The organism is Pseudomonas sp. NPDC089918 (assembly GCF_050280605.1).
GTDB lineage: Bacteria > Pseudomonadota > Gammaproteobacteria > Pseudomonadales > Pseudomonadaceae > Aquipseudomonas.
Genome location: NZ_JBNNVP010000033.1, coordinates 51585 through 76765, shown reverse-complemented (window position 1 = coordinate 76765; position 25181 = coordinate 51585). Strand labels below are relative to the sequence as shown.

At 60.0% G+C, this 25181-nt stretch carries 26 protein-coding genes and 1 pseudogene; 14 read left to right on the top strand and 13 right to left on the bottom strand.

Annotation, left to right across the window (positions count from 1 at the left end):
- Both ACQKPC_RS21795 and ACQKPC_RS21790 read left to right on the top strand, forming a co-directional pair.
- Nucleotides 1-546: pseudogene (locus tag ACQKPC_RS21795) on the top strand (radical SAM family heme chaperone HemW); the annotation flags it as partial.
- Nucleotides 547-555: 9 nt separating this feature from the next.
- On the top strand, nucleotides 556-879 hold the full coding sequence (locus ACQKPC_RS21790; protein WP_007897907.1) for a DUF3392 domain-containing protein: 324 nt from the start codon (nucleotides 556-558) through the stop codon (nucleotides 877-879).
- A 131-nt stretch (nucleotides 880-1010) separates the two neighbouring features.
- Here the strand turns inward: ACQKPC_RS21790 and trmB are convergent, their stop codons facing one another.
- The 4 genes from trmB to ACQKPC_RS21770 form a co-directional block, all read right to left on the bottom strand.
- A complete protein-coding gene (trmB, locus tag ACQKPC_RS21785) occupies nucleotides 1011-1736 on the bottom strand; it encodes a tRNA (guanosine(46)-N7)-methyltransferase TrmB (protein ID WP_007897906.1) in 726 nt (241 codons plus the stop codon).
- 9 nt (nucleotides 1737-1745) lie between these two features.
- Nucleotides 1746-2540: a thiazole synthase gene (locus ACQKPC_RS21780; protein WP_007897902.1), complete on the bottom strand. Its 795-nt coding sequence runs from the start codon at nucleotides 2538-2540 to the stop codon at nucleotides 1746-1748.
- A gap of 63 nt (nucleotides 2541-2603) precedes the next feature.
- Nucleotides 2604-2804 (bottom strand): sulfur carrier protein ThiS, encoded by a 201-nt coding sequence (gene thiS / locus ACQKPC_RS21775; protein WP_007897898.1) that lies wholly within the window; start codon nucleotides 2802-2804, stop codon nucleotides 2604-2606.
- A gap of 90 nt (nucleotides 2805-2894) precedes the next feature.
- Nucleotides 2895-3266 (bottom strand): DUF423 domain-containing protein, encoded by a 372-nt coding sequence (locus tag ACQKPC_RS21770; RefSeq protein WP_427626215.1) that lies wholly within the window; start codon nucleotides 3264-3266, stop codon nucleotides 2895-2897.
- 74 nt (nucleotides 3267-3340) lie between these two features.
- Between ACQKPC_RS21770 and mtgA the strand changes: the two genes are divergently transcribed.
- Nucleotides 3341-4063: a monofunctional biosynthetic peptidoglycan transglycosylase gene (mtgA, locus tag ACQKPC_RS21765; protein ID WP_427626214.1), complete on the top strand. Its 723-nt coding sequence runs from the start codon at nucleotides 3341-3343 to the stop codon at nucleotides 4061-4063.
- Between the two features lie 206 nt (nucleotides 4064-4269).
- Here mtgA and rpoH read toward each other — a convergent pair whose 3' ends face one another.
- From rpoH to ftsY, 4 genes are all read right to left on the bottom strand, one after another.
- Nucleotides 4270-5124, bottom strand: coding sequence for an RNA polymerase sigma factor RpoH (gene rpoH, locus ACQKPC_RS21760; protein WP_007897890.1), 855 nt, complete (start codon nucleotides 5122-5124; stop codon nucleotides 4270-4272).
- A gap of 113 nt (nucleotides 5125-5237) precedes the next feature.
- The gene (gene ftsX, locus ACQKPC_RS21755) at nucleotides 5238-6266 is read right to left on the bottom strand and encodes a permease-like cell division protein FtsX (RefSeq protein ID WP_427626213.1); all 1029 of its coding nucleotides are present in this window, start codon (nucleotides 6264-6266) and stop codon (nucleotides 5238-5240) included.
- Entirely contained in the window at nucleotides 6263-6934 is a 672-nt protein-coding gene (gene ftsE / locus ACQKPC_RS21750; protein WP_007897888.1) for a cell division ATP-binding protein FtsE, read from the bottom strand. The genes ftsX and ftsE overlap by 4 nt, the downstream gene beginning before the upstream one ends.
- Complete coding sequence (gene ftsY, locus ACQKPC_RS21745) at nucleotides 6931-8472, bottom strand: signal recognition particle-docking protein FtsY (RefSeq protein ID WP_427626212.1); 1542 nt, start codon at nucleotides 8470-8472, stop codon at nucleotides 6931-6933. The genes ftsE and ftsY overlap by 4 nt, the downstream gene beginning before the upstream one ends.
- 344 nt (nucleotides 8473-8816) lie before the next feature.
- On the opposite strand from ftsY, the gene ACQKPC_RS21740 reads away from it, so the two are divergent.
- The 5 genes from ACQKPC_RS21740 (at nucleotide 8817) to ACQKPC_RS21720 (ending at nucleotide 14444) form a co-directional block, all read left to right on the top strand.
- Nucleotides 8817-10172, top strand: coding sequence for a M16 family metallopeptidase (locus ACQKPC_RS21740; protein WP_427626211.1), 1356 nt, complete (start codon nucleotides 8817-8819; stop codon nucleotides 10170-10172).
- The gene (locus ACQKPC_RS21735) at nucleotides 10165-11655 is read left to right on the top strand and encodes a M16 family metallopeptidase (protein WP_427626210.1); all 1491 of its coding nucleotides are present in this window, start codon (nucleotides 10165-10167) and stop codon (nucleotides 11653-11655) included. The genes ACQKPC_RS21740 and ACQKPC_RS21735 overlap by 8 nt, the downstream gene beginning before the upstream one ends.
- Nucleotides 11656-11914: 259 nt before the next feature.
- Nucleotides 11915-12538: a 16S rRNA (guanine(966)-N(2))-methyltransferase RsmD gene (rsmD, locus tag ACQKPC_RS21730; protein ID WP_427626209.1), complete on the top strand. Its 624-nt coding sequence runs from the start codon at nucleotides 11915-11917 to the stop codon at nucleotides 12536-12538.
- A 73-nt stretch (nucleotides 12539-12611) separates the two neighbouring features.
- Nucleotides 12612-13610 (top strand): hydrolase, encoded by a 999-nt coding sequence (locus tag ACQKPC_RS21725; protein ID WP_008068083.1) that lies wholly within the window; start codon nucleotides 12612-12614, stop codon nucleotides 13608-13610.
- 3 nt (nucleotides 13611-13613) lie between these two features.
- Nucleotides 13614-14444 carry an AraC family ligand binding domain-containing protein gene (locus ACQKPC_RS21720; RefSeq protein ID WP_427626208.1) on the top strand — a complete coding sequence of 277 codons (831 nt, stop codon included), beginning with the start codon at nucleotides 13614-13616 and terminating at the stop codon, nucleotides 14442-14444.
- Nucleotides 14445-14646: 202 nt separating this feature from the next.
- On the opposite strand, the gene ACQKPC_RS21715 is transcribed toward ACQKPC_RS21720, so the two are convergent.
- Together ACQKPC_RS21715 and ACQKPC_RS21710 are read right to left on the bottom strand one after the other, a co-directional pair.
- Nucleotides 14647-15501: a sulfurtransferase gene (locus ACQKPC_RS21715; RefSeq protein WP_427626207.1), complete on the bottom strand. Its 855-nt coding sequence runs from the start codon at nucleotides 15499-15501 to the stop codon at nucleotides 14647-14649.
- 45 nt (nucleotides 15502-15546) lie between these two features.
- Nucleotides 15547-16218, bottom strand: a complete 672-nt coding sequence (locus tag ACQKPC_RS21710) for a TetR/AcrR family transcriptional regulator (RefSeq protein WP_008068078.1) — start codon at nucleotides 16216-16218, stop codon at nucleotides 15547-15549.
- A gap of 146 nt (nucleotides 16219-16364) precedes the next feature.
- Between ACQKPC_RS21710 and ACQKPC_RS21705 the strand changes: the two genes are divergently transcribed.
- The 5 genes from ACQKPC_RS21705 to ACQKPC_RS21685 all read left to right on the top strand — a co-directional run bounded on the left by ACQKPC_RS21705 (nucleotide 16365) and on the right by ACQKPC_RS21685 (nucleotide 21089).
- The gene (locus tag ACQKPC_RS21705) at nucleotides 16365-17795 is read left to right on the top strand and encodes a coniferyl aldehyde dehydrogenase (protein ID WP_427626206.1); all 1431 of its coding nucleotides are present in this window, start codon (nucleotides 16365-16367) and stop codon (nucleotides 17793-17795) included.
- Between the two features lie 28 nt (nucleotides 17796-17823).
- Nucleotides 17824-18369, top strand: coding sequence for a twin-arginine translocation pathway signal protein (locus ACQKPC_RS21700; RefSeq protein ID WP_427626205.1), 546 nt, complete (start codon nucleotides 17824-17826; stop codon nucleotides 18367-18369).
- A 129-nt stretch (nucleotides 18370-18498) separates the two neighbouring features.
- Entirely contained in the window at nucleotides 18499-20094 is a 1596-nt protein-coding gene (locus tag ACQKPC_RS21695) for a GMC family oxidoreductase N-terminal domain-containing protein (RefSeq protein ID WP_427626204.1), read from the top strand.
- 115 nt (nucleotides 20095-20209) lie between these two features.
- On the top strand, nucleotides 20210-20689 hold the full coding sequence (gene coaD, locus ACQKPC_RS21690) for a pantetheine-phosphate adenylyltransferase (protein WP_007897855.1): 480 nt from the start codon (nucleotides 20210-20212) through the stop codon (nucleotides 20687-20689).
- A gap of 148 nt (nucleotides 20690-20837) precedes the next feature.
- Nucleotides 20838-21089, top strand: coding sequence for a YfhL family 4Fe-4S dicluster ferredoxin (locus ACQKPC_RS21685; protein WP_003195146.1), 252 nt, complete (start codon nucleotides 20838-20840; stop codon nucleotides 21087-21089).
- Nucleotides 21090-21230: 141 nt separating this feature from the next.
- Here ACQKPC_RS21685 and ACQKPC_RS21680 read toward each other — a convergent pair whose 3' ends face one another.
- The 3 genes from ACQKPC_RS21680 to ACQKPC_RS21670 are packed head-to-tail and all read right to left on the bottom strand — an operon-like array spanning nucleotide 21231 to nucleotide 23264.
- Nucleotides 21231-21554 (bottom strand): hypothetical protein, encoded by a 324-nt coding sequence (locus ACQKPC_RS21680; protein WP_008068070.1) that lies wholly within the window; start codon nucleotides 21552-21554, stop codon nucleotides 21231-21233.
- 54 nt (nucleotides 21555-21608) lie between these two features.
- A complete protein-coding gene (gene mutM, locus ACQKPC_RS21675) occupies nucleotides 21609-22421 on the bottom strand; it encodes a bifunctional DNA-formamidopyrimidine glycosylase/DNA-(apurinic or apyrimidinic site) lyase (protein ID WP_008068069.1) in 813 nt (270 codons plus the stop codon).
- A 30-nt stretch (nucleotides 22422-22451) separates the two neighbouring features.
- Nucleotides 22452-23264, bottom strand: coding sequence for an HDOD domain-containing protein (locus ACQKPC_RS21670; protein WP_192345012.1), 813 nt, complete (start codon nucleotides 23262-23264; stop codon nucleotides 22452-22454).
- A 386-nt stretch (nucleotides 23265-23650) separates the two neighbouring features.
- On the opposite strand from ACQKPC_RS21670, the gene ACQKPC_RS21665 reads away from it, so the two are divergent.
- Nucleotides 23651-24847 (top strand): class I SAM-dependent rRNA methyltransferase, encoded by a 1197-nt coding sequence (locus ACQKPC_RS21665; protein WP_007897847.1) that lies wholly within the window; start codon nucleotides 23651-23653, stop codon nucleotides 24845-24847.
- Nucleotides 24848-25181: the final 334 nt, after the last annotated feature.

Sequence of the window (25181 nt, the reverse complement as noted above, 5' to 3'; positions counted from 1 at the left end):
GAACCGAACACGGTGTTCTGGAACCAGCCGCCGACGCTGCCGGAAGACGACACCCTGTGGGACATTCAAGAGGCCGGTCAGGCGCTGTTGGCCGAACACGGTTACGCGCAATACGAAGTCTCGGCCTACGCCCTGCCCGGTCGTCCGGCGCGGCATAACCTCAATTACTGGAGTTTCGGCGACTTCATCGGCATCGGTGCCGGGGCTCATGGCAAGCTCAGCCATCCGGACGGGCGCATCGTCCGTACCTGGAAGACCCGCTTGCCGAAGGACTACCTCAATCCGGCCAAAAGCTTCAAGGCTGGCGAGAAAGCGCTGCCCGACGAAGAACTGCCGTTCGAGTTCCTGATGAACGCCTTGCGCCTGACCGAGGGCGTCGAAGCGCGGTTGTATCCAGAGCGCACCGGGCTGCCCCTGGAAAGCCTCGCCGAAGCTCGCCGCGAGGCCGAACAAAGTGGCTTGTTGCAGGTCGAACCGTCACGTCTGGCGGCCACGCTGCGCGGACAACTCTTTCTCAATGACTTGCTGCAAAAATTTCTGACATAAGGAAATCGAATGGATCTGGTACTCGACCTGCTCGCCACCGTGTCCCGCTGGAGCCGTAGCAACCTGTCGGAAATCTCGCTGGCGCTGGTGGGCTGCCTGCTGGTGCTGTTTGGCGCCGACATCAAGGGTTGGGTCGACCAACGCCTGGGCAGCATCGCCGGCGCCTTGCGCGTCCCGCTGATGGCCCTGCTGTGCATGGTCGGCAGCGGCGTGGCGCTGATCTATGCAACTCCATGGATCATCAAAGGCCTGAGCCAGTTCAACAACTACAGCCTGGCGCCGGTGTTGTTGGTGGTGCTGGTGTTGATTGGCGTGGTCGCTGATCGCCGCTGACTTCAGTTACAACCGAAAACAACTGTGGGAGCGAGCCTGCTCGCGATAGCGGTCAGACAGTCAACGAAGATGTTGAATGTTGTGACGCTATCGCGAGCAGGCTCGCTCCCACAGTTTTTACAGCGTTGTACTTAAGACTGTTTTTCGAACTTCAGATCCCACACGCCATGCCCAAGGCGTTCGCCGCGGCGTTCGAACTTGGTGATCGGGCGCTCGGTCGGGCGCGGGACGCATTTGCCGTCTTCGGCGAGGTTGCGATAGCCCGGCGCGACGTTCATCACTTCCAGCATGTACTCGGCGTACGGTTCCCAGTCAGTGGCCATGTGCAACACACCGCCGACCTTCAACTTGCTGCGCACCAGCTCGGCGAACGACGCCTGAACGATACGACGCTTGTGGTGACGGCTCTTGTGCCACGGGTCCGGGAAAAACAGCATCAGGCGATCGAGGCTGTTGTCGGCGATGCAACGGTTGAGCACTTCGATTGCATCGCAATCGTAGACGCGCAGGTTGGTCAGGCCCTGAGTCAGCACGCCATTGAGCAGCGCACCGACACCCGGACGGTGAACTTCAACGCCAATGAAATCCTGCTCCGGCGAGGCCGCGGCCATTTCCAGCAGCGAATGGCCCATGCCAAAGCCGATTTCGAGCGAGCGCGGCGCTGAGCGACCGAACACCTGATCGAAGTCCACCGGTGCATCGGCCAAAGGCAGCACGAACAGCGGTGTGCCTTGGTCCAGACCACGTTGCTGGCCTTCAGTCATGCGCCCGGCGCGCATCACGAAACTCTTGATGCGGCGGTGTTGACGCTCGTCGCCTTCTTCCGTCTGGATTGGCGTGTCGTTTGATTCAGTCATCAATGGCTCTTACTTGATCAGACCATCCAGCGGCGAGGAGGCGCTGGCATAGAGTTTTTTCGGCATGCGGCCGGCGAGGTAGGCCAAGCGACCTGCAACGATGGCGTGTTTCATGGCTTCAGCCATCATGATCGGCTGCTGGGCATGGGCGATGGCCGAGTTCATCAGCACCGCTTCGCAACCCAGCTCCATGGCGATGGTGGCGTCGGAGGCGGTACCGACACCGGCATCCACCAACACCGGGATCTTGGCTTCTTCGAGGATGATCTGCAGGTTGTACGGGTTGCAGATCCCCAGGCCCGTGCCGATCAAACCGGCCAGCGGCATCACCGCGATGCAACCGATTTCCGCCAGTTGACGGGCAATGATCGGGTCATCGCTGGTGTAAACCATCACGTCGAAACCTTCCTTGACCAGCACTTCGGCGGCCTTGAGGGTTTCGATCACGTTGGGGAACAGGGTTTTCTGGTCCGCCAACACTTCCAGCTTCACCAGGTTGTGGCCGCCGAGCAGCTCACGGGCCAGGCGGCAGGTGCGCACAGCCTCGGTAGCATCGAAGCAGCCGGCGGTGTTAGGCAGGAAGGTGTAGCGATCCGGCGACAGGACTTCGAGCAGGTTCGGTTCGCCCGGGTTCTGGCCGAGGTTGGTGCGGCGCACGGCGAAGGTGACGATCTCGGCACCCGAGGCTTCGATGGCCAGGCGGGTTTCTTCCATGTCGCGGTACTTGCCGGTGCCTACCAGCAAACGCGACTGGTAAGTACGACCGGCCAGGACGAAGGGCTTGTCGCTACGAACGATGCTCATGGGAAATCCTCTGTAGGGGTGAGGTTCTTGCAGAATAATTCTGTGGCCTCTTGGGCCAGACGACTAGCCGCCGCCGATGGCGTGCACGACTTCTACGGAGTCACCATCATTTAGGGTGGTTTCTGCGTGCTGGCTGCGCGGGACGATATCCAGATTGAGCTCGACCGCCACCCGGCGCCCGGTCAGTTCCAGACGGGTCAGCAGGGCCGCAACGGTTTCACCGTCGGGCAGTTCAAGGGATTCGCCGTTCAATTGAATGCGCATACCGAATGCCGCCATCACTTTTAGGGGCTGGCATTCTAGCCCGATCAGTCAGGCCGACCCAAGCCATTCGTCACGAAATGGACCGCGTGGTCAGCTCAACCGCCAGGCGGCAAGCCCCAGGCAAACCCAGCCGACCAGGAACGCCAGGCCACCGAAGGGCGTAACGATCCCGAGCTTGCTGACGCCGGTGATCGTCAGCAGGTACAGGCTGCCGGAAAACAGCAGAATGCCGATGGCAAAGGATGCGCCGGCCCAGGTGATCAGTCGACCGGGAATTTGCGTGGCGAGCAGCGCTACACCCAGCAGCGCCAGGGTATGCACCAGTTGATAGGTGACGCCCGTATGGAAAATCGCCAGGTACTCGGCGCTCAGGCGGCTTTTCAGGCCATGGGCGGCGAATGCGCCCAAGGCAACACCGGTGAAGCCGAAAAAAGCAGCCAGCATCAGGAAGCCACGCAACATGAAGAACTCCAGTCAGACTCGATCAACAGGGTCTGTATAATGGCCGGCTCAACGGGTTCGGCCAAGCCATCTCTATGCTGCAGTTAATTTTCCGTCGTTTCACGAAGGCCCTGCTCTGGTTCGCGGCTGGCAGCGTATTGCTGGTGTTGCTGTTTCGGGTGGTGCCGCCACCGGGAACGGCGTTGATGGTCGAGCGCAAGATCGAATCCTGGTTCGACGGCGAACCCATCGACCTGCAACGCACCTGGAAACCCTGGGATGAGATCTCCGACGACCTGAAAGTCGCAGTGATTGCCGGCGAAGATCAGAAGTTTCCCGAGCATTGGGGCTTCGATTTCGGCGCAATTCAGGCAGCGTTTGCGCATAACGAGCGCGGCGGCTCGATTCGTGGTGCCAGCACTCTGAGCCAGCAAGTGTCGAAGAACCTGTTTCTGTGGTCTGGCCGCAGCTGGCTGCGCAAAGGCCTGGAGGCCTGGTTTACCGGGCTGATCGAGGTGCTCTGGCCCAAACAGCGGATTCTTGAGGTGTACCTCAACAGCGTCGAGTGGGATGAAGGCGTGTTTGGCGCCGAAGCGGCGGCTCGGCATCACTTTGGTGTAGGCGCTCGCTCGATATCCCGACAGCAGGCAAGTTTACTGGCTGCGGTACTGCCAAACCCGCGGGTGTGGAGCGCCAGTCATCCAACCTCTTACGTTGCAAGACGGGCCGGGTGGATTCGCCAGCAGATGAGTCAGTTAGGTGGGGATAGCTATCTGCTCGGCCTCAACGATTCGCGCCGGGCACCTTGGTCTCAGTAACCGCTCACGATTTTTCGGGCACTACAGAACCCTGTGGGAGCGGGCTTGCCCGCGAAGGCGTAGTGCCAGTCGACATCAATGTTGAATGATCAGCCGTCATCGCGGGCAAGCCCGCTCCCACAGGGATCAAGGCGAGCCTGAAAAATGGGCACCAACAAAAACGCCCCGATCAATGATCGGGGCGTTTTTTATTGCCGGCGCGCAGGTTATGCGGCGATCGACAACTTGAGCTTGTTCATCGCGCTCTTCTCGAGCTGACGAATACGCTCGGCCGACACGTTGTACTTCTGCGCCAGGTCGTGCAGCGTGGCTTTTTCTTCTGCCAGCCAGCGCTGGTAGAGGATGTCACGGCTGCGGTCGTCCAGCACTTCAAGCGCTTCGTGCAGGTTGTGGTTGGAGTTGTCGCTCCAGTCAGCGTCTTCCAGTTGACGGGCGGGATCGTACCGGTGGTCTTCCAGGTAGTTGGCCGGCGACTGGAATGCACTGTCGTCGTCCGCTTCCGCGGCCGGGTCGAAAGCCATGTCATGTCCGGTCAGGCGACTTTCCATCTCGCGCACTTCCCGCGGCTCTACGCCGAGGCTTTCCGCCACGCGATGGACTTCCTCGTTGTTCAGCCAGGCCAGACGTTTCTTCTGGCTGCGCAGGTTGAAGAACAGCTTGCGCTGGGCCTTGGTGGTCGCGACTTTCACGATCCGCCAGTTGCGCAGGATGAACTCGTGGATTTCTGCCTTGATCCAGTGCACCGCAAAGGACACCAGGCGTACACCCATTTCCGGGTTGAAACGCTTGACCGCTTTCATCAGGCCGACGTTGCCTTCCTGGATCAGGTCAGCCTGGGCCAGGCCGTAGCCGGAATAGCTACGGGCAATGTGTACGACAAAACGCAGGTGGGCGAGCACCATCTGCCGAGCCGCCCCCAAATCCTGCTCATAATAGAGACTCTCGGCCAGTTCACGCTCCTGCTCCGGTGTCAGCAATGGAATGCTGTTCACCGTGTGCACATAGGCCTCCAGGTTTGCACCCGGGACCAGAGCATATGCAGGCTGCAAAGAATTGGTCATACGAAAAAACCTCCGACTTACATAACTCGTGCAGTTCAGCACTGCGAAAATTGACCGGAAACCAAAAGACAAGTTCCCATAAACGCTGAAAGGTCAATACGAGCAAAATGATATTACTTTGGCGCAAGCTCCCGCAGGTGGCGTGCGACTGCAATCCATGCACCGATATACCCCAACAGCACCGCGCCAAGCAAGAGCGATAGACCGTCGGCAACTGGCACTCCGGCCAGCGCAAAATCACTGCCGTACAAACCGGCCAGTCCAACCACCGCGTCGTTCAGCCAGTTCAGGCCGAACGCCAATACACCCCAGGAAAGAATCCCCGCACCAAAGCCATAAAGCGCACCCATGTACAGAAAGGGCCTGCGCACATAGCTGTCAGTGCCGCCGACGAGTTTAATCACTTCTATCTCTGTGCGGCGGTTTTCAATATGAAGACGAATGGTATTGCCTATCACCAAAAGTAATGCAGAAACCAAAAGCACGGTCAGACCGAAGACAAATCGGTCGCCCAGCTTGAGGATGGCTGCCAGACGCTCGACCCAGACTAGATCAAGTTGCGCCTGTTGTACCTTCGGCAATTCGGAAAGTTTTTGTCTCAATGCTTCAAGCGCGGGCTTGTCGACCTCGTTAGGGGTCACCAGGACCACGCCCGGCAGCGGGTTTTCCGGGAGTTCCTTGAGCGCTTCGCCCAGCCCGGACTGCTGCTGGAACTCTTCCAGCGCCTGATCGCGCCCCACGTATTCGGCTTCGGACACGCCCGGCATGCCCTTGATCTGCTCACGCAACGACTCGCCCTGTTCAGGGCTGGCATCGAGTTGCAGGTACAGGGAAATCTGCGCCGCACGCTGCCAGGAACCGCCGAGACGCTCGACGTTACTTAGCAAAAGTGACAGGCCCATCGGCAAACTCAGGGCAACCGCCATCACCATGCAGGTGAAAAAGCTGCCGATCGGGTGTTTGCCCAAGCGGCGCAAGCTGTCCAGCAGACTGGCGCGATGGCTTTCGATCCAGGCACGGAACAGCGTAGGGAAATCCGGGCCATCGTCATCGTCGCGCTTTTTCTTCTGCGACTGCGGTTGCGGATCAGCGGCTTTCGGGGCCACGCGCTCGGAAACCTTGGGGCTACGTGTTGCACTCATACGCCAGCCTCCCCGTCGCCGATCAATCGGCCACGCTGCAGGGTGAGCATGCGATGACGCATGCGGGCAATCAGAGCCAGGTCGTGACTGGCGATCAGCACGCTGGTGCCCAAACGGTTGATGTCTTCGAACACGCCCATGATTTCTGCCGCCAGACGCGGGTCGAGGTTACCGGTGGGTTCGTCCGCCAGCAGCAAGGCCGGACGGTGAACAATGGCGCGAGCGATGCCGACCCGCTGTTGCTGGCCGGTGGACAGGTCGCCGGGATAGAGATCGGTTTTGTCCGAGAGCGCCACGCGCTCCAGGGCCGAGTCCACGCGCTTGGCGACTTCGGCCTTCGACAGTCCAAGGATCTGCAGCGGCAACGCGACGTTGTTGAACACCGTGCGATCGAACAGCAGCTGGTGATTCTGAAACACCACGCCGATTTGCCGACGCAGGAAAGGGATTTGTGCATTGCTGATGGTGCTCAGGTCTTGCCCTGCCAGCAGCAACTTGCCGGTGGTCGGACGTTCCATCGCCAGCAGCAGGCGCAACAAGGTGCTTTTACCGGCGCCGGAATGGCCGGTAACAAACAAGAATTCGCCCCGACGGACTCGAAAGCTCAGCTCATGCAAGCCGACGTGACCATTCGGGTAGCGTTTACCGACCTGTTCGAAACGAATCATGAACGCTCCCGCTCGGCAAACAATGCCTGGACAAAGGGTTCTGCTTCAAAAGTACGCAAATCGTCGATGCCTTCGCCGACACCGATATAGCGAATCGGCAAGCCAAACTGCTTGGCCAGGGCGAAAATCACCCCGCCCTTGGCGGTGCCATCGAGTTTGGTCAGCGCCAGGCCGGTCAGTTCGACGGTCTGGTTGAATTGCTTGGCCTGGTTGATGGCGTTCTGGCCGGTACCGGCGTCAAGCACCAGCAGCACCTCATGGGGCGCGTCGGCATCAAGCTTGCCGATCACCCGGCGAACTTTTTTCAGTTCTTCCATCAGGTTGTCTTTAGTGTGCAAACGACCGGCGGTGTCGGCGATCAGCACATCAATGCCACGAGCCTTGGCGGCCTGCACGGCATCGAAGATGACCGAAGCCGAGTCGGCGCCGGTGTGCTGGGCGATCACCGGGATCTTGTTGCGCTCGCCCCAGACCTGCAATTGCTCGACTGCGGCGGCACGGAAAGTATCACCGGCGGCGAGCATGACTTTCTTGCCTTCCAGTTGCAGTTTCTTCGCCAGTTTGCCGATGGTGGTGGTCTTGCCGGCGCCGTTGACGCCCACCACCAGAATCACGAACGGCTTGTTCTGCGAGGTGATTTTCAGCGGTTGCTCGACGGGCTTGAGCATCGCCGCCAGTTCCGCCTGCAAGGATTTGTACAACGCGTCGGCATCGGCCAGTTCTTTGCGGGCGACTTTCTGAGTCAGGCGCTGAATGATCACTGACGTCGCTTCGACGCCGACATCGGCGGTCAGCAGACGGGTCTCGATGTCTTCGAGCAACTCGTCATCGATGATTTTCTTGCCGAGGAACAGGCTGGCCATGCCCTCGCCGATGCTGGCGCTGGTCTTGGACAAGCCTTGTTTGAGACGGGCGAAGAAACCGGCTTTGGTCTCCTCGGTACGCACAGGCTCGACCGGTGTTTCGACGGGAGCGATGGGCGTGGTGGCGACAGGAGCGATAACCGGTGCAGGTGCAGGTGCAGGTGCAGGTGCAGGCTCTGGCACCTGAGCAACCGGAGCAACCGGAGCAACCGGAGCAACCGGAGCAACCGGAGCAACAAATACCGGCACTTCAGGCTCTGGAGCAACCAGCACAGGCTCGGCCACGAACACAGGTTCAACGACCGGCTCAACCACCGGCGCGCGAACCGGCTCAGGAGCAAACGCAGTCGGGGCCGGAATCGGCGGCGTGATGTGAGCTGCTTGTTCATCTTCGACCAACGCCACCGGCTCTTCCGCCACCGGCAACGTCAGCCACGGCTCGGCGGCTGGCGTCAGCGGCAATGGGGCCACGACTTCGGTTTCAGGCGCAGGCTCGGCCGCGGATTGCAGCACCGGCTCGGCGATTGGCAGGGCAACCGGCGCTGGTGTTGGCTCAGGAAGTGGTTGTGGCTGTTCGACAACGGGTTCCTGCGGCTTTTTGCGCAGCCATCCGAACAGGCTTTTCTTCTCGCCAGCCGCAGCTGGGGTCTTCTTGTCGTCGTTGGAACCAAACATGGAGGACGGCTATCTCACGGTAGCGACGCGCCAAAGGGCGCCTCGGCAATAAATAATTCGATGCAGAACAGACTGCGATTCATCCAGCTTGTTCACGCGCAACATTTTGTCGAGGTGCAAACGGCACCTTGCAAAAAACGATTTCACGAAGGACTGAAGCGGCAAAATCGGCGAAAAAGCAGAGTTTAGTCGATAAACCCCAGCCTTCTGCCGTAAACCCATACAACCTGATCAAACGTAAAGGCCTGATAGGCGTGGCCGCCAGTAAAACGGATCAGTATCCTAGCACCTCCTCGCCCGCCTAGGCTAAGACCAAGCGGGCAGCCCAACAGGTTTAAAAACGAATGAATGCTCTAGCCCGCCGCGCTGCAGGCCTGCTGTTCAGCACAGTTTGTCTGCCCCTCTCGGCCCTGGCTGCCGATCCACAACCCACCCACGAATTCACCCTCGACAACGGCCTGAAGGTTGTCGTGCGCGAAGACCATCGTGCGCCAGTCGTCGTTTCCCAGGTCTGGTACAAGGTCGGCTCAAGCTATGAGACCCCGGGCCAGACCGGGCTGTCCCACGCGTTGGAACACATGATGTTCAAGGGCAGCGAGAAAGTCGGCCCCGGCGAAGCCTCGCTGATCCTGCGCGACCTCGGTGCCGAAGAGAACGCCTTCACTAGCGATGACTTCACCGCGTATTACCAAGTACTGGCCCGTGACCGCCTGGGCGTGGCCTTCGAGCTGGAAGCCGACCGCATGGCCAATTTGCGCCTGCCGGCCGACGAGTTCACCCGCGAGATCGAGGTGATCAAGGAAGAACGTCGCCTGCGCACCGACGACAAGCCGATGTCCAAGGCTTACGAACGCTTCATGGCCATGGCCTACCCCGCCAGCGGCTATCACACGCCGACCATCGGCTGGATGGTGGACCTCGACCGCATGAAGGTCGAAGAACTGCGCCACTGGTATCAATCCTGGTATGTGCCGAACAACGCCACCCTGGTGGTGGTCGGTGACGTGACCCCGGACGAAGTCAAAACCCTGGCCCAGCGTTACTTCGGCCCTATCGCCAAGCGTGACGTGCCACCCGCGAAAATCCCGCTGGAGCTGGCCGAGCCCGGCGAACGGAAGATCACCCTGCATGTGCAGACCCAATTGCCGAGCCTGATGCTGGCCTTCAACGTGCCGAGCATCGCTACCGCCGAAGACAAGCGCTCGGTGAACGCTCTGCGCCTGATCTCCGCACTGCTCGACGGCGGCTACAGCGGCCGGATCCCGACGCAACTGGAACGCGGCGAAGAGCTGGTGTCCGGCGGTTCGTCGAGCTACGACGCCTACACCCGTGGCGACAGTCTGTTCACCTTGTCGGCCACGCCGAACACCCAGAAGAAAAAAACCATGGCCCAGGCGGAAGCAGGCCTGTGGAAACTGCTTGAACAACTGAAAACCACCGCGCCGTCCACTGAAGAGCTAGAGCGCGTACGAGCGCAGGTGATTGCCGGCCTGGTCTACGAGCGTGACTCGATCACCAGCCAGGCCACCGCCATTGGCCAACTGGAAACTGTCGGGCTGTCCTGGAAACTGATGGACACCGAACTCGCCGAACTGGAAAACGTGACCCCGCAAGACATCCAGAAGGCCGCCAAGCTGTATTTCACTCGCGCACGTCTCAGCGTCGCCCATGTACTGCCACAGGAGACGACTCATGAGTGAGCGTAAAAAACCGCGCCTGGCCCTGATCGGCCTGATCGTCATTGCATTGCTCGGGTCTGGCGTCTTCTATTTCTCCAAGTCTGACAAAACCAGCGCCAGCGAAGCCCTCGACAAAGCCAAGGCCAGCCAGAAACTGCAATCGTTGGCAGAACTCGACGGCAAGGCCCCAAGCCATCGCTCGCTGAACGTGCAAACCTGGAACACCGCCGAAGGCGCCAAGGTAATGTTCGTCGAAGCCCGTGAGCTGCCGATGTTCGACATGCGCCTGATCTTCGCTGCCGGTAGCAGCCAGGACGGCGATGCTCCCGGCCTGGCACTGCTGACCAATGCCATGCTCAATGAAGGTGTGGCCGGCAAGGATGTCAGCGCTATCGCCCAGGGCTTCGAAGGCCTGGGGGCCGATTTCGGTAACGGCGCCTATAAAGACATGGCGATTGCCTCGCTGCGCAGCCTCAGTGCCGCGGATAAACGCGAGCCTGCCTTGAAGCTGTTTGCTGAAGTGGTCGGCAAACCGACCCTCCCCGCCGATTCCTTTGCACGCATCAAGAACCAGATGCTGGCCGGCTTCGAATACCAGAAACAGAACCCCGGCAAACTCGCCAGCCTGGAGCTGATGAACCGCTTGTATGGCGATCACCCGTACGCGCACTCCAGCGATGGCACGGCGAAAAGCATTCCACCGATTACCCTGGCGCAGTTGCGGGCCTTCCATCAGAAAGCCTACGCTGCTGGCAACGTGGTGATTGCACTGGTGGGCGACTTGTCGCGCGCCGAGGCCGAGGCGGTTGCTGCACAAGTGTCCGCCGACCTGCCCAAAGGGCCGGCCCTGGCGAAAATCGAACAACCGACCGACCCCAAGCCCAGCATCGGCCACATCGAGTTTCCGTCCAAGCAGACCAACCTGATGATCGCGCAACTGGGCATCGATCGTGACGATCCGGATTACGCAGCACTGTCGCTGGGCAATCAGATCCTTGGCGGCGGTGGTTTCGGCACCCGGTTGATGAGCGAAGTGCGCGAGAAGCGCGGCCTGGCCTATGGCGTGTATTCGGGTTTCAGCCCGATGCAGGCTCGCGGGCCGTTCATGATCAACCTGCAAACCCGCGCCGAGATGAGCGAAGGCACGCTGAAACTGGTGCAGGACGTGCTCGCCGACTACCTTAAAACCGGCCCCACCGAGAAAGAACTCGACGATGCCAAGCGCGAACTGGCCGGCAGCTTCCCGCTGTCCACCGCCAGCAACGCCGATATCGTCGGGCAGCTCGGCGCCATGGGTTTTTACAACTTGCCGCTGAGCTACCTGGAAGACTTCATGCAGCAGTCCCAGAGCCTGACCGTCGAGCAAGTCAAAACCGCATTGAACAAACACCTGAGCACGGACAAACTGGTCATCGTCAGCGCTGGTCCGACCGTGCCACAAAAGCCGTTGCCGGCCCCTACTGACAAACCTGCCGAGCAACCGCTCGGGGTTCCGGAGCATTAATGATGGGCCGGTCATCAGTTATTTCCTGTGTCGCGCCGGGCCTGCTGTGGTGCAGGGCAAGGCGCGAGGAGCGTGGTTTGGTCATTCCAAATAAGCTCCGAGTAACGCAGCCCTGCGCCACAGCAGGCCCGGCCCTTCGGGTTGTGTCTGAAAGCGGGCCAGGCTGCGTTGCAGTCCTTGGCAAGGGAACAAACATTACCAGCGGACTGCGCCTTGCCTGGCCCGCTTTCAGACAACAACGCGACACAGGAAATAACTGATGACCGGCCCTCGTCCATCGCGTCCTAAAAAACCTGTTCACAACGTGCACAACGGTGTGAATCAACTGCGCATCATCGGCGGTGAATGGGGCAGCCGAAAGCTGAGCTTCCCCGATGCGCCAGGCTTGCGTCCAACGCCGGACCGAGTCCGTGAAACTCTGTTCAACTGGCTCGCGCCTTATGTCGCCGGGGCCAAGGTGCTCGACCCATTTGCCGGTAGCGGCGCGTTGTTTCTCGAGGCTTTGTCCCGTGGCGCAGCAATGGGCCAGGCACTGGATGCCAGTAACATTGCGGTAGCGAGCATCAAGGAACATCTGGGCACCCTGCGCTGCACAACCGGTCAGGTACAGACTGCCGACGCCTTGCGTTATCTCGAAACCCAACCGGCCACGGCATTCGATCTGGTGTTTCTCGACCCGCCGTTCAATCAGAATCTGTTGCCTGCCGTTTGCACTTTGCTCGAAGAGCGTCATTGGCTGAGTGACGATGCGTGGGTCTACACTGAAAGCGAAACGGCACCGTCGATATTGGGTTTGCCAGAAAATTGGCGCCTGCATCGGGAGCAAAAATCAGGACGGGTGTACTACGCGTTGTGGCAACGTATGGCAGGGATCGCCGGTTAGTCCGGCCTGTAAAAACGGTGCGAAGCTCAGTCAGTTAACGCTGCGGGTAAGCACCGCTGCATCGAGAGCAATCGTGTCCCATCTGCCAGAACGTTTCACCCCCGCCTACGGCCTGGGCAATCCGCATTTACAAACCTTGTGGGGACCGCTATGGCGCAAAACCACACACCTGGACCGCGAGCGCGAACGCTTATGGCTCGAAGACGGCGACTTCCTTGACCTGGACTGGCATGGCCCCCACAGCGCGAATGTGCCACTGGTGCTGGTGCTGCACGGCCTGACCGGCTCATCGAATTCACCTTACGTGGCCGGTGTGCAGAAGGCGCTGGGCGCCCAGGGTTGGGCCAGCGTCGCGCTGAACTGGCGAGGCTGTTCCGGCGAACCCAATCTGCTGCCGCGCAGTTACCATTCCGGGGCCAGCGAAGACCTGGCCGAAACCATCAAGCACCTGCGAACCCAGCGCCCTCTCGCACCGCTGTATGCAGTCGGTTACTCCATGGGCGGCAATGTGTTGCTCAAGCACCTGGGCGAAACCGGCAGCAACAGCGGCGTACTTGGCGCGGTGGCGGTGTCGGTGCCGTTTCGGCTCGACCAGTGTGCCGATCGTATCAGCCAGGGTTTTTCCAAATTCTATCAAGCGCATTTCATGCGGGAGATGGTCGCCTACATCAAGAACAAGCAGCGCAGATTCCAGCATGAAGGGCATCAGGATGGCTTGGCGGCATTGGCGGCGCTGGGCTCGCTGGAGAATATGCGCACCTTCTGGGATTTCGATGGCCGGGTCACCGCACCGCTGAATGGTTTCGCCGATGCCGCGGATTACTATCGCCGCGCTTCGAGTCGTTATTTCCTTGGGGAGATTCGCACACCGACCCTGATTATCCAGGCGGCCGATGACCCGTTTGTCTTTCCTCATAGCCTGCCGCATGCCGACGAATTGTCTGCCTCCACGCAATTCGAATTGCAGGCCAAGGGTGGGCATGTCGGCTTCGTCGAGGGCTCGTTCCGGCAACCGGGTTACTACCTGGAAAGGCGCATTCCCCAATGGCTCGCCACCACAGGGCGCAAGTAAACCATGGGGCTGGATCAGGGCGAGTCGATTCATTTCTGGCAAACGGCGCCGTTGGCCGGGGTCGAGTTGTTGTCCGCACGCTACATCGAACACCGCTTCGCCCCCCATGTGCATGACGGCTATGTGATCGGCATGATCATGGCCGGCGCCCAGCGTTATCGCTATCGAGGTGCCGAGCATCTGGCGGGTAGCGGCACGCTGGTGCTGATCAATCCGGATGAACTGCACACCGGCCACAAAGGTACGGAAGACGGTTGGTTATACCGGGCGTTTTATCCCGACAGCGGGCAGATTCTTTCACTGCTGGACGAGCTCGAACTGCCGACCGATACCTTGCCGGCGTTTGGCGCCACGTTGTATCGCGATCCGGATCTGGTGAAGGGGTTCTGCCAACTGCATTGTTTGCTGGAGAGTCCGTCCACGGCGCTGCAGCAGCAAACGGCCTGGCGGGAAATGATGCTGTCGCTGTTGCAACGTCACGCAGCCGTTCCGACCGCCAGCAAACCTGGCAAGGAACACCGGGCGGTGACCCTGGCCAAGGAACTGCTGCAATCACGCTTGGCGGCGCCGCCCTCGCTGGAAGAACTGGCGGCGACGGTGAACCTGTCGCCCTTCCACTTCGCCCGGGTGTTCCGCAGAGCCACCGGCATGCCGCCACACACCTGGTTGATGCAGCAGCGTATCGCCCGGGCCCGGGCGCTGTTAAAGCGCGGCTGCCTGCCGCTGGAAGTTGCGACGCAGCTGGGCTTTGCCGACCAGAGCCATCTGAGCCGGCAATTCAAACAGGTTTACGGAGTGGGACCGGGGGCGTATCGCAGCGCGCGGCAGCTGTGAAATCTCAAGAGCACCTTATTAACCATGTGGGAGCGAGCCTTTGTGGCGAGGGGGCTTGCCCCCGTTGGAGTGCGAAGCGCTCCCGAAGCCAGCGGATATGGTTTTTCAGTTAGACCGTATCGTCCCGATCTGCGACTGCTTCGCAGCCGAACGGGGGCAAGCCCCCTCGCCACAAAGGCTCGCTCCCACAATGGATTGGGGATTACTCGCCCTTGGCGACGCCTCGCGCAGGATCGTTGATCCACTCGCTCCACGACCCGGCATACAACGCTCCCAACGGATAACCCGCCAGGCACAGGGCGAACAGGTTGTGGCAGGCGGTCACGCCGGAACCGCAATACGCGACCAGCTCTGTCGGTGAACGATCACCGAGCTTCGCGGCAAACCGCTGCTTGAGCTGTTCGGCCGGCAGGAACCGCCCGTCGCTGCCCAGGTTATCGGTGAACGCGGCACATTGTGCGCCGGGGATGTGCCCGGCAATCGGATCGATCGGCTCTACTTCGCCCTTGAAGCGCGGCAAGCCGCGGGCGTCGAGCAAGGTCAACGCGGGCTGGCCGAGACGTTGCTGGAGCTGTTGGGCGCTGAGCACCAACGAAGCATCCGGCGTCCCGGTGAAGGTGCCACGGGCAATCGACGGCGGATCAAGACTCAGGGGCAATCCGGCGGCGTGCCAGGCTTTCAGCCCGCCATCGAGAATGAACACGCCATCTTGCTTGCCCAGCCACGCCAGCAACCACCAGGCCCGTGCCGCGTAGGCGCCGGGACCGTCATCGTACAAAACCACTTCGCTGTCGGCGTTGATGCCCCAGGCTTGAAAGCGTTCGATCAAGTCGGCGGGTTCAGGCAATGGATGACGCCCGGTAACCCCCTTGACCACTTCACCGCTCAAATCACGCTCAAGATCGGCAAAGCTCGATCCGGCAATATGCCCTTCGGCGTAGCTGCGTTGCCCGTAATCAGGGTCTTCGAGGGCAAAACGACAATCCAGAATCACCAGCCCCGGCGTCTCCTTTTTCAGGTCCAACGCTTGCGGGCTGATCAGTTGCGCAATGGGCATAACGGGCTCCTGTGATTTTGTCTGTCTGCAATCCTGCTGCACTCTTTATCCCACTTCTTCCAGCGCCTGGGCCAGCGGTACATAAAACTCTTCGAACAGTGCATTCACCGCATCGCGAGATTGATCCGTGACAAACCCGGCCTCCAGCACCAGCACCTGATACACGCCTCGTTTGATGGCCTGTTCGCTCAGATGGTTGGAATTTTCCCGCGTAGTGCACAGAAAACGCACCCACGAGGTGAGAATGATCCAGGCATTGAGGGTCAGGGATTCGATCTGAACCTTGTCCATGCACAGAATGCCAGCCTCGACGAAACCCGCGTAGATGTGTGTGCCCTGGATCAGGCAGCGCTGGGAAAAACGCCGGTAACGGGCAGCCAGCTCAGGATCGCTGTCGAGCAAATGCTCGAGGTCGCGATGCAGGAAGCGGTATTGCCACATGGCGGCGAGCAGTTCCTTGAGGTAGAAGCGCTTGTCTTCGACTGTCGCTGCGCGGCCCTGGGGCGGGCGCAGGAAGCTGTCCACCAGGTTTTCGTACTCACTGAACAACACGGCGATGATCGCCTGCTTGTTGGGGAAGTGGTAGTACAGGTTGCCCGGGGAAATTTCCATGTGGGCAGCAATGTGGTTGGTGCTGATACTGCGCTCGCCCTGTTGATTGAACAGCTCCAGGCTGTTCTGCACGATGCGCTCGCTGGTTTTGATCCGAGGGGCCATGGCTTGAGCTTTAATTCAGAGTGCGATGAGGGGCATCTTACGACCTATCCGCGCATGGATAAAACAAAGCTGTGCCAGAGCGCCATTTGACTTTCTAGAGTATAGACTCTAAAAAGTCCCTCATTACAATAAATCCGGAGCCGACCATGCCTGCAGACATTGCCTACCTGAAGAACCTGCAGCAGCCTCTGGACGAACTCCAAACCCTGTTCGATGCTCAACGCGCGGCGTATGCCGCCAACCCGATGCCACCCGCAGCTCAGCGCCAGCAATGGCTAAAGGCGTTGAAGGACCTGCTGAGCAATGAGCGCCAGGCCCTGATCAATGCGATCAGCCAGGATTTCAGCCACCGCAGCGCCGATGAAACCCTGCTCGCCGAACTGATGCCCAGCCTGCACGGCATTCACTACGCCAGCCGGCACCTCAAAGAATGGATGAAAGCCTCGCGACGCAAAGTCGGCCTCGCCTTTCAACCAGCGTCGGCCAAAGTGGTTTATCAGCCGTTGGGCGTGGTCGGAGTGATCGTGCCGTGGAACTACCCGCTTTACCTGGCCATCGGGCCGCTGGTGGGTGCGTTATCGGCAGGCAACCGGGTGATGCTCAAACTCAGCGAATCGACCCCCGCCACCGGTTTGCTGCTCAAGGAGTTGCTGGGCCGAGTCTTTCCCCAGGACCTGGTCTGCGTGGTGCTGGGCGAGGCTGATATCGGTGTGGCGTTCTCGCGGTTGCGTTTCGATCACTTGCTGTTCACTGGCGCCACCAGCATCGGCAAACACGTGATGCGCGCGGCGGCCGAGAACCTGACCCCGGTGACCCTCGAACTGGGCGGCAAGTCCCCGGCCATCGTTTCCCGCGATGTGCCGCTCAAGGACGCCGCCGAACGCATCGCTTTCGGCAAGACCCTCAACGCCGGGCAAACCTGTGTCGCCCCGGACTACGTGCTGGTGCCTGAAGACCGCGTCGGCTCTTTCGTCGAAGCCTATCGTCAGGCAGTTCGCGGGTTTTATCCGACGTTGGCCGACAACCCGGACTACACCGCCATCATCAACGACCGGCAACTGGCGCGGCTCAACGGCTACCTCAGCGACGCCACCAGCAAGGGCGCATTGCTGATCCCGCTGTTCGACCAGGGCCAGGGCCGGCGCATGAGTCATAGCCTGTTGCTCAACGTCAGCGACGACATGACGGTGATGCAGGACGAAATCTTCGGCCCGTTGCTGCCAATCGTGCCGTACAAGGATCTCGATGAAGCGTTTGCCTACATCAACCAACGGCCTCGCCCGCTGGCGCTGTATTACTTCGGCTACGACAAGCGCGAACAAAACCGCGTCCTCCACGAAACCCATTCCGGCGGCGTTTGCCTCAATGACACCTTGCTGCACGTTGCCCAGGACGACATGCCGTTCGGCGGCATCGGTGCCTCGGGCATGGGCCACTACCACGGCCACGAGGGTTTCCTGACCTTCAGCAAGGCCAAAGGCGTGCTGATCAAACAACGCTTCAATGCGGCGAAACTGATCTATCCGCCGTACGGTAAATCCATTCAGAAACTGATCCAGAAGCTGTTTATCCGCTAACGATCATCATCGCCGGGTAATAACAATAATGAGCCCAAGCCTGTCCGACACACCCGCGCTGTCACGGCGCGGCCTGCTTAAATTCAGCCTCGGCGCCAGCGCTTTTCTAGCCACGGCCGGATTAGGCGCGAGCCTCAGCGGCTGCTCGTCGAGCAACCCTGCCAGCGGGTTCGCGATTCTGCGCAGCGGCGACCTGCTGTTTCTGCGGACAGTGATTCCGGTGATGCTCGATGGCGCCGTGAGCATCGAAAAAATGCCGGCCGCCGTCGCCGAGACCTTGCACTGCCTGGATAACGGCCTGAATCACCTGTCGCCGGAAATGCTCAAACTGACCCGGCAATTGTTCGACGTGTTGGGGATGAGCATTACCCGCGGGCCACTGACCGGGATCTGGGGTAGCTGGGAAAACGCCAGCAGTGAACAGATCCGGCACTTTCTCGACCGCTGGGAAAACAGCTCATTGAGCCTGCTGCGCATGGGCCACAGCTCGTTGCTGCAAATGGTGATGATGGCGTGGTACAGCCGGGCGGAGTCATGGGCGCATTGCGGGTATCCCGGGCCGCCTACGGTTTGAAATCGTGGCGACCCCATCGCGAGCAGGCTCGCTCCCACAGGGGTTACGCGATCCATGTGGGAGCGAGCCTGCTCGCGATAGCGTCTGCTGCCTCACCACAGAACCCAAAATAATAAGAGAACCCCAAACATGCCCGTACCCGATCCGTTCCGCGAAGGCCTGGCCCGTGGCTGGAAAACCTACAACGGCGCCCGACTGACCGAGGACCTGACCCTCGAAGCGGACGTGGCAATCATCGGCAGCGGTGCCGGCGGCGGGACCACCGCCGAAATCCTCAGCGCCGCCGGCTACAAGGTATTGCTGATCGAAGAAGGCCCGCTCAAGACCAGCAGCGACTTCAAGATGCTCGAAGACCAGGCCTACAGCAGCCTCTATCAGGAAGGCATCGGGCGCATGAGCAAGGACGGCGCGATCACCATCCTCCAGGGACGGGCGGTGGGCGGCACCACGCTGATCAACTGGACATCAAGCTTTCGCACCCCGGACCCGACACTGGAACACTGGGCCAAAGAGCACGACGTCAAAGGCCACACGCCGGCCGAGATGGCGCCCTGGTTCGAGAAAATGGAACAACGCCTGGGTGTCGCGCCATGGAGGGTGCCACCCAACGCCAACAACGACGTCATCCGCAAGGGCTGCGAAAAACTCGGCTACGCCTGGCATGTGATTCCGCGCAACGTGCGCGGCTGCTGGAATATCGGCTACTGCGGCATGGGTTGCCCGACCAATGCCAAGCAATCGATGCTGGTCACGACCATCCCGGCGACCCTGGAAAAAGGTGGCGAGCTGCTCTATCTGGCCCGCGCAGAAAAGCTGTCGATCAAAGACGGCAGGGTTACGGGGCTGCAATGTGTGGCGATGGATGAGCGTTGCGTTGCGCCCACCGGACGCACGATTACGGTCAAGGCGCGGCATTACGTACTGGCTGGCGGCGGGATCAACAGCCCGGCGCTGCTATTGCGCTCCGAAGCGCCGGATCCTCACGAGCGGCTGGGTAAACGGACATTCCTGCATCTGGTAAACATGTCCGCCGGGCTGTTTGATGAGGTGATCAACCCGTTTTACGGCGCGCCGCAGTCGATCTATTCCGACCATTTCCAGTGGCAAGATGGCACCACTGGCAAGATGTCCTACAAACTTGAAGTTCCACCGCTGCATCCGGCGCTGGCCAGCACGTTACTCGGTGGTTTTGGCACGGAAAGCGCCCGGCATATGGAAAACCTGCCGCACACCCACGCCATGCTGGCGTTGCTGCGGGATGGTTTTCACCCGGACAGCCCTGGCGGCAGTGTTGAATTGCGCGGTGACGGCACACCGGTGCTCGACTATCAGGTTTCACCCTACGCCTGGGACGGGTTGCGCCGGGCTTTCCACAGCATGGCCGAGATCCAGTTCGCCGGTGGCGCCAACGCCGTGATGCCGATGCACGCCGACGCTCGTTACGTGAAAACCCTCGCCCAGGCGCGCACGCTGATTGATGATCTGAGCCTTGAGTTGTATCGAACGCGCCTGGGCAGTGCCCATGTGATGGGCGGTTGTGCCATGGGTGAAGACCCGAAAAATGCCGTGACCAACAGCCTCGGCCAACATCACCAACTCGCCAATCTGTCGATTCATGACGGCTCGCTTTTCCCCACCAGCATTGGGGCAAACCCCCAATTGTCGGTCTACGGACTGACGGCACAATTGGCGACTTCGCTGGCTGAACGTTTGAAAAACCCATGAAAACGCGGAATATTCCCATCGTCTATAGTGCTTTCTTACCCAACAGGCGACTTGGCCGACCGGGAAGGCTGCGATACCATCCGACTCCCCAACGGACTCCCGCCAGGACGACGCGATGAACCGAGTGTTGTACCCAGGTACCTTCGACCCTATTACCAAGGGCCATGGCGATCTGGTCGAACGCGCCTCGCGCCTGTTCGATCACGTGATCATCGCCGTCGCCGCCAGCCCGAAAAAAAACCCGCTGTTTCCCCTGGAACAACGTGTGGAGCTGGCCCGCGAGGTCACCAAACATTTGCCGAACGTTGAAGTCGTCGGTTTCTCGACGCTGCTCGCGCACTTCGCCAAAGAGAAGAATGCCAACGTATTCCTGCGTGGTTTGCGCGCGGTATCGGACTTCGAATACGAATTCCAGCTGGCCAACATGAACCGCCAACTGGCACCGGATGTGGAAAGCCTGTTTCTTACGCCGTCCGAGCGTTATTCGTTCATTTCCTCGACGCTGGTGCGTGAAATCGCGGCCTTGGGCGGCGATATCACCAAGTTCGTCCACCCGGCGGTGGCCGACGCCCTCACCCTACGATTTAAAAAGTAGGAGCTGTCGAAGGCTGCGATCTTTTACGGCTACCGCAATCTTCGAACGCTGCACTTGATCGCGCCCGCGTGCACTGCGGGCGCCAATGCGGCACAATTGTGCGCATTGATTTATTGCGCCCGGGCCTGCTGCCCTGGCTGGAGTTAGCATGTCCCTGATCATCACCGACGATTGCATCAACTGCGACGTCTGCGAGCCCGAGTGCCCGAACGCCGCCATCTCCCAAGGCGAAGAGATCTACGTGATCGACCCGAACCTGTGCACACAATGTGTCGGCCACTACGACGAACCGCAGTGCCAGCAGGTCTGCCCGGTCGATTGCATCCCGCTGGACGAGGCTCATCCGGAGACTGAAGAACAGTTGATGGAGAAGTACCGCAAGATTACCGGCAAGGCTTGAGCCTGACCGTTTTGTGTTGTCTTCCCGGGCCTCTTCGCGAGCAAGCCCGCTCCCACATTGAATCTGCGTCGTTCACAAATTTCATGTGGGAGCGGGCTTGCTCGCGAAGGCGTCATCAGCAACACCAAATACTTAACTGCTTCACTCCCGCTGCTCAAACCCCTCCCCGATACACCCCAGGCACCGCACAAATGCGGCTTTCGCCGGATCGACCACCAACGCCTGTCCCGCATCGCCAATGCCGCCGCCCAGTGCGGTAAACGGCAACGACAGCACAAATGCCCCGGCACCGATAACCGTCGCCGCCACCAACAAAGGTCGAGCAATCAGCAAGTCGCCAAGCATGGCGTAGGCCGGTGGGTTCTGGATGGTGTAGCGCGGATCGCCGCTGCCGTTCTCAGCCGCCAGCGCGGACGCACCGACGCTCAGCAGCAGCGCAACAACAAGGGTTCGAAACGGATTCATGGCACGGTCCTTCGGCTAGGCAGTGAGAACACTGACTATAGACCGTAGCCGGTATCAGCTCTGACAGCGCGGACAAAAGACGCTGGCGCGCTGCCCAAGCTTGACTTCCCGCAGCCCTGTGCCACAGACCTTGCAGTGCTCACCGCCACGGCCGTACACGAACAGCTCCTGCTGGAAGTAACCCGGTTGACCGTCGCCACCGATAAAGTCCCGCAACGTAGTGCCTCCGCGCTCGATGGCGAGGGCAAGGATGCGCTTGATCTCGATCGCCAGCTTCAAATAGCGTGCCCGGGAAATGCTCTTGGCTTCACGGCGCGGGTCGATGCCGGCGGCAAACAAAGCTTCGGTCGCGTAGATATTGCCGACGCCGACCACCACCGCGTTGTCCATGATGAACGGTTTGACCGCCATGGAACGCCCGCGGGATTGCTGGAACAGCCGCTCGCCGTCAAATAGATCGGTCAACGGCTCCGGCCCGAGGCGAATCAGCAGTTCATGGTTCAGCGGATCCAGGCTCCAGAGCATCGCGCCAAACCGTCGCGGGTCGGTGTAGCGCAGGGCCAGGCCCGATTCCAGTTCAATGTCCACATGCTCATGCTTGGCCGCCGGCAGGCCGACTTCCACCAGCCGCAGATTCCCCGACATCCCCAAATGACTGATCAGCGTGCCGACTTCGGCGTTGATCAGCAGGTACTTGGCGCGCCGTTCCACCAGCACGATGCGCTGACCGGACAGCCGCACATCCAGGTCTTCGGGGATCGGCCAGCGCAGACGGCGCTCACGCACGATCACCCGGCTGACGCGCTGGCCTTCCAGGTGCGGTGCAATCCCGCGGCGGGTGGTTTCGACTTCCGGCAGTTCAGGCATGGGGCTCTCGAATCAGGCGAGGTTCGACACTCAACGCGTGGCGAGGTCGCGAATCTCTTGTTTCTGGGTTTCGAAATCGTATTCCGATAGGCCGATGTAATCGAGCACAAGAGGCCCGACACTGTTCCATTCGTGGTCTTCGGACTGGTTGCCCAGTACCCGGAAGGAGGCGCAAATGTGTTCGGCCATCTTCAGGATCGCCAGCAAGTTTTTCAGCGGCGTGTTGCGTGACGATTCATCGCTGAAAATGGCCAGGGCGTTGTGATGGTTGGCAATGGCCTGGGTGACATGTTCCGGCAGGCGCCAGGACTTGGCGGTGTAATACCCGACCACGGCGTGGTTGGTGTTGTATTGCTTGTTTTCGGTATCCACCACCCGGCATTCGGCACTGGCATTGGCATAGGCCTGTTCCAGCACTTTCATGTAGTCGGGGAATTTCTTGATCATCAACGGGATGCCGCAATCGTGGAACAGACCCAGCGCATAGGCTTCATCACCGGCCTGAACACCGACACGCTTGGCCAGGGTCAGGCACGTCATCGCCACGTCCTGCGCCGTATCCCAGAAACGGTTGAGTGTAACGATGGCATCATCGTTAAGCTCGCCCTTGATCGACTGCGCATTGATCAGGTTGATGATAGAGCGGCTGCCCAACAGATTCACTGCCCGCTGGATCGCAGTGATCTTGTTACTCAAGCCGTAGTACGGCGAATTGACGATTTTCAGCAAGGCGCCGGAAAGGCCTGGGTCCTGGGAGATCAGCTTCGCGATCACTTCCAGATCCGGGTCGGGCATGTACTGCTCCATCTGCAGATCCACCATGATCTGCGGCTGGGGCGGCACACTGATGCCTTGCAAGGACTGTTGAATCTGTTCGGTCGTCAACTCTTGGGACATAAGTACACACTCCGGGTCAGGCGGGGATTCTAACCCTTAAAAAGATGGATCTGACACCTTTGGCCGGCACATCGCTTGAAGTTTCATCAGCAAATACTCAGGGCCCTCTCCCGGGTACAAAACAACCTCCTGTGGCGAGGGAGCTTGCTCCCGTCCGGCTGCGAAGCAGTCGCAAATCCAGCGAATGCGGTTTGCCCGAGTGCACTGCAACTACCGCTTATGGGACGGCTTCGCCATCCAGCGGGAGCAAGCTCCCTCGCCACATGTCCACTCGCCGGCCTATCCGGGATCTCAACACGCTATACTCCCGCTCTTTTTTCCGGAGCGACGTCATGTCCCTGCCTAGCCTGCGCCTTAAAGCCAACGCCGACCGTCGCCTGCGAAACGGCCACCTATGGGTCTACAGCAACGAGATCGATGTAGCCGCTACGCCTTTGCACGGTTTCAAGGCCGGCGACCAGGCGATCCTCGAAGCCGCCAGCGGCAAGCCGCTGGGCATCGTTGCCATGAGCCCGAACAACCTGATCTGCGCCCGCCTGCTGTCGCGTGACATCAAGTTGCCGCTGGACAAGTCGCTGCTGGTGCATCGCCTGAACGTTGCCCTGTCCCTGCGCGATCGCCTGTTCGACAAGCCGTTCTATCGCCTGGTCTACGGCGACTCCGACCTGCTGCCAGGCCTGGTGGTCGACCGTTTTGGCGACATCCTGGTCGTCCAGATCGCCTCGGCGACCATGGAAGCTCACAAAGACGACGTGATCGCGGCACTGACCCAAGTGCTCAAGCCAAGCGGCATTCTGTTCAAGAACGACTCCGCTGCCCGTGATGCCGAAGGCCTCAACCGCTACGTCGAAACCGTATTCGGCCTGGTACCGGAGTGGGTCGCGCTGGAAGAGAACGGCGTGAAATTCGAAGCGCCAGTCATCCAGGGACAGAAAACCGGCTGGTTCTACGACCACCGCATGAACCGTGCGCGTCTGGCCCCTTATGCCAAAGGCAAACGCGTACTGGACTTGTACAGCTACATCGGCGGCTGGGGCGTTCAAGCGGCTGCCTTCGGCGCCAGTGAAGTGTTCTGCGTCGATGCTTCGGCCTTCGCCCTCGACGGCGTCGAGCGCAATGCCGCACTGAACGGCGTCGCCGAAAAAATGACCTGCATCGAAGGCGACGTATTCGAAGCCCTGAAGGAACTGAAAGCCAGCGAAGAGCGTTTCGACGTCATCGTGGCCGACCCTCCTGCCTTCATCAAACGCAAGAAAGACATGAAAAACGGTGAAGGCGCCTACCGTCGCCTGAATGAGCAAGCCATGCGCCTGCTTAGCAAGGACGGCATCCTGGTCAGCGCTTCGTGCTCGATGCACCTGCCGGAAGACGATCTGCAGAACATCCTGCTGACCAGCGCCCGTCACCTGGACCGCAACATCCAGATGCTGGAGCGCGGTGGTCAGGGCCCGGATCACCCGGTACACCCAGCGATTGCCGAGACTCGCTACATCAAGAGCATCACCTGCCGTCTGCTGCCAAACAGCTGAGTACGCTGGTTTGACGGGGAGCCAACAGGCTCTCCGTCAGCCGTTTTAACGCCACACCATCCACTCTTCAGCCTCTGCGTCTTACTCTTGCGGTCCTACTGACTTGCAGGACGTTTCCCTGCATCTCTTACTTAAAAGAATATAACTTACAAACTTGCGCCTACCGCCAGATCGCTCCGACAAAATTACTAGAATCTTCCTACTTAATATCCCCTTGATAAGGACTCATTACAGCCTATGATTGAGTTGTCACCGCGAAGTGACACTCACTATCAATGACAAGGAGTCAAAAACATGAAAGCAATTACTCTGGAAACAAACAAAATCGCCAACC